Origin of the sequence: Terrabacter aeriphilus, from assembly GCF_039542985.1 — a bacterium.
In the GTDB taxonomy this organism is placed as follows: domain Bacteria; phylum Actinomycetota; class Actinomycetes; order Actinomycetales; family Dermatophilaceae; genus Terrabacter; species Terrabacter aeriphilus.
On sequence record NZ_BAABIW010000002.1, the window covers coordinates 16129 to 29268 of the forward strand.

Here is a 13140-nt window from a genome sequence, read left to right on the forward strand (position 1 = left end):
GGTGGGCGAGGACCTGCTGGCGCGCGTGGAGCCCACGACGTTGGGCGCCACCGGCTCCCTCGAGGTCGAGGCGCCCGCCCGCCCGCTCCTCGCCGCCGACGGCCGTGCCGTCGCGGCCGTCAGCGAGCTCGGTGACGCCCGCGTCGTCGTGCTCGCCGTCGACGCCGGCCCGGCTGCGGGTGAGACGTCGTTCGCCGAGCTCGTCCACAACGCCGTGTGCCACGTCGCGCCGCGAGCGACGCGTGCGGCCGGTGCTGTCGCCGCTCCCGTGCACCCCCTCGTCGCGTCGGACGCCTGGGCCGGCCTCAAGGCCGCCGTCACCGACCTGCGCGCCCTGCAGGCCACCGACGGCTCGGTGCCCGAGACGTCCGACCACGCGGCCGCGGCCGCCCACGTCGGCCGGGTCGTGGCCGGCATCGAGGCGCTCGCCCCGCAGCTGGCGCACGACGCCGACTACCTCGAGGCCCTCGTCAAGGACTTCGGCCGCTGGGCCGACGGCGGCTTCGCCGTGCCCGACTTCTACGACTCCCTCGTGGCCTTCGCCCCCGCGCAGCAGCGCACCGACGGCCTCGTGCACCTCGTCGTCTTCCCGATGTACACCCAGAACGGCAACCCGCACCGCCAGGTCGAGGCCGTCCTGCTCGAGGTCATCTGGCCCGACTTCGTCGCCGAGCTCGAGGGTGGCGACTACAGCAACACGCTCTTCCTGCCGATCCGCTTCCTCGACTTCACGGCCGGCTACGACACGAACTCGGCCGTGCTCTTCCCCGAGACGGTCGCGATGCGCGAGGTCCCGGCCTTCACGTGGGGCGGCATCTTCGCCGACCGCGAGGCCGCCCGCTTCCGCCGCGTCGTCTCGGAGGCCTCCGCCGTGACGCGGCTCTCCCTGCCGCCGGATGCCGCCCGCCTGCTCGCCGACCAGCAGCTCGCCGAGCGCGCCTTCGTCATGTGGGACCTCATCCACGACCGCACCCACATGCACGGCGACCTGCCGTTCGACCCCTTCATGATCAAGCAGCGGATGCCGTACTTCCTCTACTCGCTCGAGGAGCTGCGCTGCGACCTGACCGCCTTCCGGGAGGCCGTCGCCCTCGAGGCCCAGGGCCACCCGTACGCCCGGCACGTGCAGTACGCCATCCTCTTCGACCGCATCTTCCGCTTCGCCATCACGGGCGACCGCACCCGCAACTACGACGGCCTCGGTGGCCAGCTGCTGTTCGCCTGGCTGCACCAGAAGGGCGTGCTGCACTGGACCGACAACCGTCTCACCATCGACTGGGAGCGCGTGGCCGAGCCGGTGCTCGAGCTGGGCCGCGCGGTCGAGGACCTCTACTGGCGCTCGATCGACCGCCCGAAGGTCGCGCACTGGATCGCCGCCTACGACCTCGTCGCCTCGGTGCTCACCCCGCACCCGATGTCGGCGTGGGCGCGGCACCGCGCGGGCGACCTCTCGGCGCTGCCGCTCGACGGCCCGCCGAAGGGCCTGACCGACCAGGTGCTGCCCGACGAGTTCCCGCTCTCGATGTTCTACGAGGCCCTGAGCAAGAAGATGAAGACCGTCATCGAGTCGACGGCCGGCATCACCGGGGCGAGCGCGTGACGGGCGGCGCGTCGCAGGTCGTCGTCGTCACCGGCGCCACGGGCGCCACGGGGCGGGCCACCTGCGCGGCGCTGCTCGCGCAGGGCCACCGGGTCGTCGCCGTCGGCCGTGACGAGTCGTCGCTCGGCGCTCTGGTCGACGAGCTCGCGGCCGGCGACGCCTCGCGGGTCGCGCTGCTCGAGACCCGCGTCTGCGACCTGCGCGACGGTGACGCGGTGCGGGCGCTCGCCGGCGACGTCGTCCGTGCCTTCGGCCGGGTCGACGGGCTCTTCCACCTCGTCGGCGGCTGGGCCGGCACCGACCGCTTCACCGACTCGACCGACGAGCAGTGGCGCGAGCTGTCGGGCAACCTCGTCGACACGCTGCGCCACACGACGATCGCCTTCCACGACGCCCTGCTCGCCTCGGGCCGTGGGCGCGTCGCGATCGTGAGCGCCGCCGCCGCGGGCACCCCGACGGCGGGCAACGCCGCCTACGCGAGCGCGAAGGCGGCCGCAGAGACGTGGCTGCGCGCGCTCGCCGACTCCTTCGCCGCCGCGGAGGCCACCCCCGGCTCCGCCGCCGTGACCGGTGTGGTGAAGTGGATCGGCAGCGGCAGGACGGCGACGACGCCGGCTGCCCTGGCCGACTGGCTCGTGGGCCTGCTCGACACCGACGCCGCCGAGCTCAACGGCCGCCGGGTCGAGCTCTGGCCGACCACCGCCTGAATCCCGACGAAGAGGATCTCGTGACCACCCTGCACGACCGCGAGAAGCGCGGCTTCGCCTCCGACAACTACGCCGGCCTGCACCCCGAGGTGCTCGCCGCGCTCGCCGATGCCAACGGCGGCCACGAGATCGCCTACGGCGAGGACGCCTACACGGCCCGCCTGCAGGAGGTCGTCGCCGGCCACGTCGGCGCCGGCGCCGTCACGTGGCCCGTCTTCAACGGCACGGGAGCCAACGTCGTGGCGCTGCAGGCGCTGCTGCCCCGCTGGGGCGCCGTCGTCTGCGCCGAGACGGCGCACATCAACACCGACGAGGGCGGTGCCCCGGAGCGGATGGGCAGCATCAAGCTGCTCTCCGTGCCCACCCCCGACGGCAAGCTGACGCCCGAGCTCGTGGACCGCCAGGCCTGGGGCTTCGGCGACGAGCACCGCGCCCAGCCCCTCGTCGTCTCCATCACCCAGACGACCGAGCTCGGCACCTGCTACACGCCCGACGAGGTCAAGGCGATCGCCGACCACGCGCACTCGCTCGGCATGAAGGTCCACCTCGACGGCGCGCGCATCTCCAACGCCGCGGCCACGCTCGGCACCGACCTCTCGGCCTTCACGGGCGAGGCCGGCGTCGACGTCCTCAGCCTCGGCGGCACGAAGAACGGTGCCCTCGCGGCCGAGGCGGTCGTCGTCGTCGACCCCGAGCTCGCCGCCGACCCGTCGCTCGGGCTCGTGCACGTGCGCAAGCTCTCGATGCAGCTCGCCTCGAAGATGAGGTTCGTGTCGGCGCAGCTCGTCGCGCTCTACGAGGGCGACCTGTGGCTGCGGTCGGCCTCGCACGCGAACGCCATGGCGACCCGCCTCGCCGCCGGCGTCGGCGGGCTCACCGGGGTGGCGATCCAGCGCCCGGTGCAGGCCAACGCCGTCTTCGCCGTCCTCGACCGTGACGTCGCGAACGCGCTGCGCGAGACGTTCCGCTTCTACGACTGGGACCCGGCGACCGGCGAGGTGCGCTGGATGTGCTCGTGGGACACGACGGAGGCCGACGTCGACGCGTTCGTCGGCGAGCTGACCCGCCTGCTCGGCTGAGGAGCGCGGGCTCCGTCGGTCGCGTCTGGCAGGCTGCGCGCATGGCATCGGGAGCGACAGCAGCGGACCGCGACATCCCCGGCGGCTACGCGTCGGTGCGGGACGCCTACGACACCGTGGCCGCCGACTATGCGGCGTACTTTCCCGACACGCGGGCCGAGACCCCGCTCGAGCTCGCGATGGTCGACGCCTTCGTCGCGGCGGTCGGACCCGATGCGGACGTGCTCGACGCGGGCTGCGGCGCCGGGCGGATGAGCCGCTACCTCGCCGACCGTCGGGTGCGACCCCACGGCGTCGACCTCTCGCCCGGCATGGTCGCGATGGCCCGGCGCGACCATCCCGACCTGCGGTTCGGCGTGGCCTCGCTCGACGCGCTGCCGTTCGCCGACGCCTCGGCCGACGGGGTGCTCCTCTGGTACTCGGTCATCCACACCCCCCCGTCCGGACTCGGGGAGCTGCTCGCCGAGGCCGTGCGCGTGACCCGGCCGGGCGGCCACCTGCTCGTGGGCGCCCAGTCAGGACACGGCATACGCGACGTGGCGCCCAGCTACCGACGCTTCGGGCACGACATCACCCTCGAGCGGCACCTGCACACGGCCGACGACCTCGCCGGCGGGCTCGCCGCCGCCGGGGCGGAGGAGCAGGCGCGGCTCGTCCGCCGGGCCGTGGGCACCGAGCGCGACGACCAGGCCGTCGTGCTCGCCCGGAGGGCGTGACCGGGGCGCATCCGGATCGGCACCGGTCCGTGACCCGGGGACCCTCGCGCCACGACGGCCGCCGGTGGTTCGCTGGAGCATGGTGAACTCGTCGACGGGAGCGCCGCCCGTCTCCTCCACCGGCGCCCGGGTCATCGCGGTCGGGCACGTCGTCATCGCCTTGGCCGCCCTCGCGACCGGCCTCGTGCTCGTCGTCGCCGGCACCCGTCCCGACGCCGGTCTGGGCGGCGTCGCCGCCGTGCCCGGCCTCGCCCTCGTCGTCGTCTCCCTCGTGCTCGCCATCGCCGCGGCACGGGTCCTGCGCGACACCTCCCACGACGCGCGCCGGGCGGCATCCGGGTCACGACGGATCGGGGTGGCCGAGGTTGTGGCCGGCCTGCTCTGCGCGGTGGCCGCGGGCGTCGCGCTCGCGTCCTACCCGCAGTTCACGCCGTGGCGCTCGCCGACGTTCTGGCCGGCCCTCGTGCTGCTGGCCCTCGGCGTCGCGGCCCTGACGTCCTCCACGCAGCAGCTGCGCGACGTGCGGGACGGCGGGCGCACGCACTCGCACGCGTGACGCGTCAGCGCGTGCTCACGTCCGCGACGACCGGCAGGTGGTCGGACGCGTGCTGCCCGCGGGCTGCGGCCGCGCCGAGCACACCGTCGGCGACCACGCGCGCGGCGCTCACCTCGAGGTCGGGCGACGCCAGCACCCAGTCGATGCGCTCGGCCCCGACGACGGGGGCCGCGAAGGCAGGGAAGCTGCCCGCCGAGCGGTCGCCGTCGTGCACCGCCACCGCGTCGACGAGGCCTGTGGCGGTGAGCACGGCGTAGGGGCCCGCGGCGTCCGCGGGGTCGGCGGGGGCGTTGAAGTCGCCCGTGACGACCGCGCCCCTGCCGGCCGCCGCTGCAGCGACGAGCCGGGCACCCTCCCGGCGCGCCTGCCCGCTCACGTGGTCGAGGTGGGTGTTGACGAGCAGGTATGCCGTGCCGTCGCGCCGGTCCCGCACGTGCACCTCCGTGAGGGTGCGGGGAAAGGCGGCCTCCCAGCCCGTCGACGCGGGCACCTCCGGCGTGGGGGAGAGCCAGCGCGTGCGCCAGGCGCGCACCTCGAGGCGGTCGGTGTCGACGAGGACGGCGGTCAGCTCGTCGTCGCGCCCGCCGCAGCGCCCCTCGCCGACCCACACCCAGCGCTCGCCGAGGGCCTCGGCCAGGTCGTCGAGCATCGCCACCGAGCCCTCCTGCGTGCCGACAGCGTGCGGCGCGAGATCGGTGAGGACGGCGACGACCAACGGCAGACGCTCCGCCCAGGGCGGCGGATCGGTGGCCGTGTCGGTCAGCAGGTTCCAGGAGACGACGCGCACCGACCCATCCTGCCTGCTGCCGGACGTCGCGCCCGCGAACGCGTGAGGCCCCCGTCCGGGCGGACGGGGGCCTCACGGCACTCCTGCGGCCTGCCGTCAGGCAGGCCGGGTGCGGGTCAGCGCTCCTCGGTGCCCGCGATGAAGGCCTCGAGCTTCGCGCGACCGAGGTCGTCCGGGCGCTGCTCGGGCGGGGACTTCATCAGGTAGGACGAGGCGGACAGCAGGGCGCCGCCGATGCCACGGTCCTTGGCGATCTTCGCCGCGCGGATGGCGTCGATGATGATGCCGGCCGAGTTGGGGGAGTCCCACACCTCGAGCTTGTACTCGAGGTTCAGCGGCACGTCGCCGAAGGCGCGACCCTCGAGGCGCACGTACGCCCACTTGCGGTCGTCGAGCCACGCGACGTAGTCGGACGGGCCGATGTGCACGTTCTTGCTGTCGACGAGACCCGAGAGCGGGCCGGTGAGGTTGCTCGTGACGGCCTGGGTCTTGGAGACCTTCTTGGACTCGAGACGCTCGCGCTCGAGCATGTTCTTGAAGTCCATGTTGCCGCCGACGTTGAGCTGGTACGTCCGGTCGAGCACGACGCCGCGGTCCTCGAAGAGCTTGGCCATGACGCGGTGCGTGATCGTCGCGCCGACCTGGCTCTTGATGTCGTCACCGATGATCGGCACGCCGGCGGCCTCGAACTTCGCGGCCCACTCGGGGTCGGAGGCGATGAAGACCGGGAGGGCGTTGACGAAGGCGACCTTCGCGTCGATGGCGCACTGGGCGTAGAACTTGTCGGCCTGCTCGGAGCCCACCGGGAGGTAGGAGACGAGGACGTCGACCTGGCGGTCCTTGAGCACCTGCACGACGTCGACCGGCTCGGCGGCCGACTCGTCGATCGTCTGCCGGTAGTACTTGCCGAGGCCGTCGAGGGTGTGGCCGCGCTGGACCTCGACGCCCGTGGTCGGCACGTCGGCGATCTTGATCGTGTTGTTCTCCGAGGCGTTGATGGCCTCGGAGAGGTCCTTGCCGACCTTCTTGTCGTCGACGTCGAACGCGGCGACGAACTCGACGTCGCCGACGTGGTAGTCGCCGAAGGCGACGTGCATGAGGCCGGGGACGCCGGCGCTTGCGTCAGCGTCCTTGTAGTACTCGACGCCCTGCACGAGCGAGCTCGCGCAGTTGCCGACGCCGACGATGGCGACGCGTACGGATCCCATGGATCACTCCTTGTTGTTGGTGGTCGTGCTCTGAGTGGTGGAAAGGTCGGGGGTGGTGCCGTCCGGCCCGTCGTACGCGGCCGGGCCGGGGTCGAGGGCGGCGCGCCGCTCGGCCACGATGAGCTCCTCGAGCCAGCGCACCTCGCGCTCGGCCCGCTCCTCGCCGTGCTGCTGCAGGGCCAGGGTGTAGTCGTCCATGCGCTCGCGGTTGCGGGCGCTCGCGTCACGGACGTTGGCGAGGCGCTCCTCGAGCCGGGAGCGCCGGCCCTCGAGGATGCGCAGGCGCACCTGGGCCTCGGTGCGTGAGAAGAAGGCGAAGCGGACGTCGAAGTCGTCGTCGTCCCAGGCGTCCGGCCCGCTCGCCGCGACGAGGTCCTGGAAGTGCTCCTTGCCGTCGGCCGTCAGCTCGTACGTGATGCGGGGGCGCTTGCTGGCGCCGGTGGCCGCCTCGGTCGTCTCGTGGATCCAGCCGGAGTCGACGAGGTGCTTGAGCGCGGGGTAGAGCGAGCCGTAGGAGAGGGCGCGGAAGATGCCGAGGGCGGTGGTGAGGCGCTTGCGCAGCTCGTAGCCGTGCACCGGCCCGTCGTGGAGCAGGCCGAGGACCGCGAACTCGAGCAGGGCCGCGCGGCGGCTCTGGGGGCGTTCGGACTTCGGCACGGCCCCACTCTACAGGCAGATATATCGCTGCGATACATCCCCGCGACGCATCGCGCCGTTCGCCTGCCCGGATGGGGTCAGGGGATGAGGGTGTAGAGCGCCAGGAAGGAGGTGCCGTGGTCGGGGCGGGAGCCCTCCGCGGCCAGGGCCAGGGTGCCGGTGGAGCCGGCCGGGACCGGAGTCGTGCCCCACGAGCCGAGGCCGCGGCCCTGGTCGCTGCCCTGCAGGCCCGTCAGGCGCAGGCTCGAGTTCGCCGTCGCGGTCGCACCGACGAGTCCGTCGCCGCTCGAGCCCCAGGTCACGAGGGCCGGGCCGGAGGGAGCCGCGACGCGGGGGAGCGGTCCGGACGCGAGGGCGGCGCTGGTGACGGAGGCGATGCGGTAGCGGTACCCCTCGTGCTCGACGACGTCGGGCAGGGCGACGACCGGCGTGCCGGCGACGTCACGCACCGACGTCTCCGGACCCACCTCGTAGACCGAGCCGACGACCTGCACGTCCGGGTCGGTCACGAGCTCGTGGGTGTCACGGTCGACGACGCGCACGGTCGCCGAGGTCGGCTTCCCCACGGTCAGCACGTCCCAGCCCTGGCCGGGCTCACCGGGCAGGCCGCCACCTGCGGGAAGGTCGGGCCCGTCCGGTGCCTGCGACCCGCAGGACGCCGCCAAGAGGTACTCGCCCGCGACCTTGAGCTCCACGACGGCCCGCATGGCGGCCTCCGGGCTGCGGCTCGGGATCCAGCAGTCGGCCCCGAGCGACACCCGGGCCGTCGTGGGGGTCCAGGCGAGATCGCGCGCAGCCTGGCCGCGGTCGCTGATGGCGCCGGCCACGAGCGTGTCGTCGGCGACCCGGGCGCGCAGCCGCAGGCCGTCCTTGACGACGTCGCCGGGTGCGTCGGGGACGGAGCGGAACGGCATGCCGTCGGACCCGATGATGGGCGCGGCGCTCGTGGACGGCGTCGTCGCCGGGGCGGGCGGCGTCGGTCGACCGACCGAGGTCAGGACGCCGACGGCGAGCGCGGCGACCGCGAGGGTCGCGGCCGACCCCGTGGCCACGGCGCGGCGTCGCTTCGTCCGCCGCACCCCGTGCGCCACGCCGGCTCGCAGGTCGGTCGTCGGGCCGAGGTCGTCGGCGCGGGTGGACAGCTCGTCGCGCAGGTCGCTGAGGTTCATCGGACACGCTCCTCGTCGGAGGTCGAAGCCAGGGTGGGGTCGATGCGGAGCTTGGCGAGCGCCCGGCTCGCCTGGCTCTTCACGGTGCCGACCGAGCACTGCATGATCTCTGCGGTCTCGGCCTCGGAGAGGTCCTCGTAGAAGCGGAGGACGACGACGGCACGCTGCCGCTTGGGCAGGCGGGCGAGGGCGCGCCACAGGTCGGTGCGGTCGTCGACCTGCCCGGCCCCCGAGGCCCGGTCCCGCGCGGCCCGGTCCGGCCGACCTGCGGTCTCGGGCAGCTCGTCGGTCGCCTGCTCGCCGTTCCAGCGGCGCCGCCACCAGCTCGAGTAGGTGTTGACCATGACCCGGCGCACGTAGGCCTCGGGTCGGCCCTCGATGCGTCCCCACGCGAACCACGCCTTGGTGAGCGAGGTCTGCACGAGGTCCTCGGCCAGGCCGCGGTCGTGGGTGAGCAGGTAGGCGGTGCGGACGAGCCCCGCCGATCGGGCGGCGACGAACGTGTCGAAGTCGGTGCGGTCGGCCACGCGTCCCCCTGCCCTTCGTCGGTCGGTGGCGCGCGCGTCGCCGGCGCCGGCATCCATTGTCGTGGTCACGTGGGAGAGGACCGGTGAGGGTGCCGGGAAGGTTGCACGGCGGGGCGCGCGGGCTGTGGGGCCGGTGTGAGCGACGTGTGAAGGGGCCCTCGTCGTTTCGGCGTCGGGGCGCGGATCGGGTCATACTGAGTGGCGGCCCGGGGCACCCTTGCCTCGGGCCTCGTCGGGAAACGGAGCAGGTTGTGACGCAGAGCAGGCGCGAGGTGCGAGCCGCGCAGGCGGGCGCCCAGGACGGCCGCAAGGGTCGCAAGAAGGTGCGCACCGGTTGGCGCCGCTGGGTGATCCCCACCCTCAAGTGGGGCGCGATCACGGGCGCGGCGCTCTTCGTCATCGGCGTCGTCGGCGTCGTCATCGCCTACAACCAGATCTCGATCCCGCAGCCGAACGAGCTGGCCAACAAGCAGGTCTCGATCGTCTACTACAGCGACGGCAAGACCGAGCTCGACCGGATCGCCGTGCAGGACGGCAACCGCGAGTCGGTCGACCTGAAGCGGGTGCCGAAGTTCGTCCAGCAGGCGCACATCGCCGCGGAGGACCGCACCTTCTACGAGAACAACGGCATCTCGGTGGGCGGCATCCTCCGGGCCGTCAAGACGACCGTCACGGGCGAGGCCCAGGTCGGCGGCTCGACGATCACGCAGCAGTACGTCAAGAACTACTTCCTCACCCAGGACCGCACGATCTCGCGCAAGGCGCGCGAGATCCTCATCGCCGTCAAGATCGACGGCCAGCTGTCCAAGGACGAGATCCTCGAGAAGTACCTCAACACCATCTACTACGGTCGCGGCGCCTACGGCATCCAGAGCGCGGCCAAGGCGTACTTCGGCAAGGACGTCAGCAAGCTGACGATCCCCGAGGGCGCCGTGCTCGCCTCCGTCATCAACGCCCCGTCGCTCTACGACCCGGCGAACGGCGACAAGGCCGAGGCGAACCTCGAGAAGCGCTTCGCCTACGTGCTCGACGGCATGGTCGAGGAGGGCTGGCTCAGCTCGGCCGACCGCGCGAAGTACACGAAGCTGCCGAAGATCCAGGCCTACAAGGGGATCAAGTTCTCCTCCGGCCCGGGCGGCTACATCACCGCCCAGGTCAAGCGCGAGCTGCTCCAGACGGGCCTGACCGACCAGGAGATCGACAACGGCGGGCTGCGCATCGTCACGACGATCGACAAGAAGGCGCAGGCGGCCGCGGTCGCCGCCGTGCAGGACAACCTGCCGAAGAAGGTCAAGGCCGGCCTGGTCGCGATCAAGCCCGGCGACGGCGCGGTCGTCGCGATGTACGGCGGGCCGGACTACTCGAAGACCCAGCTCAACACGGCGACGCAGGCGATCATGCAGGGCGGCTCGAACTTCAAGCCGTTCGCCGTGCTCGCGGCCGTGCGCGACGGCGTGTCGACGAAGACGAAGTTCGACGGCGACAGCCCGCAGACCTTCGGCGACACCAAGATCAACAACTTCGAGTACACCTCGTACGGCCAGGTCGACATGCGCCGGATGATCGGGCGCTCGATCAACACCGCGTTCGTCGCGCTCAACGACCAGATCGGGCCGGACAAGACGAAGCAGGCGGCCATCGACGCCGGCATCCCCAGCCAGACGGCGGGCCTCGGCACCGACCTGACGAACGTGCTCGGCACGGCCTCGCCGCACGTCGTCGACATGGCCTCGGCCTACTCGACGATCGCCGCGCAGGGGGTGCGCACGACGCCCTACCTCGTCAGGAAGGTCACCTCGACCTCCGGCGACTTCACGTTCACCGCCCAGCCGCAGACCAAGCGCGCCTTCGACAAGGACGTCACGGCCGACGTCACCGACGCGATGACCTACACCGTGCGCCCGGGCGGCACCGCGACGAAGATCGGCCGCACCCTGGACCGCCCCGTCGCCGGCAAGACCGGCACGTCGGAGAGCAACCGCTCGAAGTGGTTCTCCGGCTTCATCCCGCAGCTCGCCGTGTCGGTGGGCATGTACAAGCCGACCGCCGACGGCAAGAGCAGCCAGGAGCTCAGCCCCTCCGAGTCCTCCGAGGCCGACGGCTCGACGATCCCGGCCAACATCTGGCTCGACTTCATGAAGGTCGCGACCGAGAACATGGAGGTGCAGGACTTCCCGGACCGCGCCGGTGTCGGTGACGACAAGCTGCGGCCGACGACGACCTACACGCCGCCGCCGACCACCGGCTCGACGACGACGGCGCCGAGCACGACGACCACGACGACCACGACGACGACGACCGAGCCGGCGACCACGACGAGCGAGGCGCCGACGACGAGCGAGGCCCCGCCGACCACGACGGACCAGGCCCCGCCGACGACGACGCGCACCGGCCGGCCGAGGCCGACCACCCAGCAGCCGTCGGCGACGATCCCGCTGCCGCTCGGCAACCGCTCGTCGACCGCCGCCGGCGCCGGGCAGTGACAGGGCCCGTGGTCAGGTGACCGAGCGGCCGAGCGAGCGGGTGTCCGAGCGGGGGGTCGACCCCGTCGTGCGGGAGGCGTCCGAGGTGATCGGCGGCCCCCGCGGCCGGTATGCCGCCGCGCGCGAGCTCCCGTGGGTGCTGACGGCGGCGGTGCTCTCCGCGCTCACCGCCGTGACGGCCGGGCTCGGGATCCTGCTCCGCGCCCCGTGCCTGCGCACCGGTTTCACCGGTGACACCCAGTTCTGGAGCGCCTGCTACGCCGACCTGCCGGTCGCCTACCGGGACGGCAAGGTCAAGGACGGCCTGGCGGCCTACCTGCAGGGTGGTCAGGGCGCGCCCACGACCGGACAGCCCCCGCTGACCGGCCTGGCGCTGACGGCGGTGGCGAGCCTCGTGCCCGACGACGGGTCGCTGCGCACCCGTGCGGCCTGGTACTTCGCGCTGTGGTCGGTGCTGCTCACCCTCCTGCTGCTCGTGCTCGTGTGGCTCGTGGCCTCGTCGGCGTCGCGCCCCTTCGTCGCCGCGCACGTCGCCCTCGCGCCCGTCGTCGCGCTCGTGGCCTTCGTGTCGGCCGACCTGCTCGGGGTGACCCTCGCGAGCGCGGGCCTGTGGGCGTGGTCGCGCCGGCACCGCACGGCGGCCGGCGTGCTGCTCGGGCTCGCCATGGCGGCGCGCTCCTACCCCGTGCTGCTCCTCGCGGCCATCGCGCTCCTCTGCGTGCGCACCGGGAGGCTGCGCGACCTCGGTCGCACCGCCGGGTACGCCGGCCTCACCTTCGGCGTCGTGCTCGGCCTCGTGTGGCTGCTCAACCCGGACGCCGCCGGCTCGGCGTACCGGTCGTGGGCCGCGGCCGGCGCGGGCTACGGCTCGCCGTGGCTGCTGCCCCAGCTCGCCGGGCACCCGCTCCCGGTGGGGGCCGTGACCGCGCTCGCCGTCGTCGGCTGGCTCGCCGCGCTCGTGGCCGGTGCGGCGCTCGCGCTCAGCTCCGCGCGCCGGCCGGGCCTCGCCGAGCTCTCCCTCGTCATGGTCGCGATCGTCCTCGTGACGGGCAAGTCGTTCACCGTGCAGAGCTCGCTGTGGCTCGTGCCGCTCGTCGCCTGGTGCGCGCTGGCCTGGCGCGACCACCTCGCGTGGGCCGGCGCGGAGGCGCTCAACTTCGTCGCCGTGTGGCTCACCATCGCGGCCACCACGGTGCCCAGCCGCGGGATGCCGCCGGCCTGGTACTCGTTCTTCTCGATGCTGCGTGTCGTGGCGGTGCTCTGGCTCGCCGCCGTCGTGTGGCTGCGGGTGCGCCGGCGCTGGGGCCGCCGGCGGGGGGAGCACGACGACCTCGCTGGGCCGCTGGCCGACGTCGACGACCGGCTGCTCGTCCGCTTCTCCTGACCACCGCGCCCGTCGCACCCTGCTCCCGGAAACGGAGCAGGATGGGGCGGGCGAGCTTCCCCCCCCAGCGGCCCCGCAGCCGCCCGGATTTCTTCGCGCGCGCCGCCTCCGGGTAGTCTTGCCCAGTTCGCCGTGCGCCTGGTGGCCCTGTGGATCGTGCCGACTCGATGTCGGTGGGTTCTGCGAGGCTGAGCGGGCCGGATCACTCCGGTCGGCACCTGGGCTCGCGGCGGGACGAATGCAACCCTCCTGTCACGAGAGAGACTC

At 73.2% G+C, this 13140-nt stretch carries 12 protein-coding genes; 7 read left to right on the plus strand and 5 right to left on the minus strand.

Annotated features, from left to right (window positions below):
* The first annotated feature begins 268 nt into the window (after window positions 1-268).
* The 5 genes from ABD979_RS01105 (at window position 269) to ABD979_RS01125 (ending at window position 4658) form a co-directional block, all read left to right on the plus strand.
* Complete coding sequence (locus ABD979_RS01105) at window positions 269-1600, plus strand: DUF6421 family protein (RefSeq protein ID WP_345505673.1); 1332 nt, start codon at window positions 269-271, stop codon at window positions 1598-1600.
* Complete coding sequence (locus ABD979_RS01110) at window positions 1597-2307, plus strand: SDR family NAD(P)-dependent oxidoreductase (protein ID WP_345505580.1); 711 nt, start codon at window positions 1597-1599, stop codon at window positions 2305-2307. Before ABD979_RS01105 ends, ABD979_RS01110 begins: the two co-directional genes overlap by 4 nt.
* A 20-nt stretch (window positions 2308-2327) precedes the next feature.
* Window positions 2328-3386, plus strand: coding sequence for a threonine aldolase family protein (locus tag ABD979_RS01115; RefSeq protein ID WP_345505581.1), 1059 nt, complete (start codon window positions 2328-2330; stop codon window positions 3384-3386).
* A gap of 41 nt (window positions 3387-3427) precedes the next feature.
* Entirely contained in the window at window positions 3428-4102 is a 675-nt protein-coding gene (locus tag ABD979_RS01120) for a class I SAM-dependent methyltransferase (RefSeq protein WP_345505582.1), read from the plus strand.
* Window positions 4103-4181: 79 nt separating this feature from the next.
* Complete coding sequence (locus ABD979_RS01125) at window positions 4182-4658, plus strand: hypothetical protein (protein WP_345505583.1); 477 nt, start codon at window positions 4182-4184, stop codon at window positions 4656-4658.
* 4 nt (window positions 4659-4662) lie between these two features.
* Here ABD979_RS01125 and ABD979_RS01130 read toward each other — a convergent pair whose 3' ends face one another.
* The 5 genes from ABD979_RS01130 to ABD979_RS01150 all read right to left on the minus strand — a co-directional run bounded on the left by ABD979_RS01130 (window position 4663) and on the right by ABD979_RS01150 (window position 9006).
* Window positions 4663-5445, minus strand: a complete 783-nt coding sequence (locus ABD979_RS01130; RefSeq protein ID WP_345505584.1) for an endonuclease/exonuclease/phosphatase family protein — start codon at window positions 5443-5445, stop codon at window positions 4663-4665.
* Between the two features lie 116 nt (window positions 5446-5561).
* Entirely contained in the window at window positions 5562-6653 is a 1092-nt protein-coding gene (locus ABD979_RS01135) for an inositol-3-phosphate synthase (protein WP_345505585.1), read from the minus strand.
* A gap of 3 nt (window positions 6654-6656) precedes the next feature.
* A complete protein-coding gene (locus ABD979_RS01140) occupies window positions 6657-7310 on the minus strand; it encodes a PadR family transcriptional regulator (RefSeq protein WP_345505586.1) in 654 nt (217 codons plus the stop codon).
* Between the two features lie 77 nt (window positions 7311-7387).
* The gene (locus tag ABD979_RS01145) at window positions 7388-8479 is read right to left on the minus strand and encodes a hypothetical protein (RefSeq protein ID WP_345505587.1); all 1092 of its coding nucleotides are present in this window, start codon (window positions 8477-8479) and stop codon (window positions 7388-7390) included.
* Window positions 8476-9006, minus strand: a complete 531-nt coding sequence (locus ABD979_RS01150; protein WP_345505588.1) for a SigE family RNA polymerase sigma factor — start codon at window positions 9004-9006, stop codon at window positions 8476-8478. The genes ABD979_RS01145 and ABD979_RS01150 overlap by 4 nt, the downstream gene beginning before the upstream one ends.
* 251 nt (window positions 9007-9257) lie before the next feature.
* On the opposite strand from ABD979_RS01150, the gene ABD979_RS01155 reads away from it, so the two are divergent.
* Window positions 9258-11489 carry a transglycosylase domain-containing protein gene (locus ABD979_RS01155; RefSeq protein ID WP_345505589.1) on the plus strand — a complete coding sequence of 744 codons (2232 nt, stop codon included), beginning with the start codon at window positions 9258-9260 and terminating at the stop codon, window positions 11487-11489.
* Between the two features lie 16 nt (window positions 11490-11505).
* Window positions 11506-12873: a hypothetical protein gene (locus ABD979_RS01160; protein ID WP_345505590.1), complete on the plus strand. Its 1368-nt coding sequence runs from the start codon at window positions 11506-11508 to the stop codon at window positions 12871-12873.
* The last annotated feature ends 267 nt before the right edge of the window (window positions 12874-13140 follow it).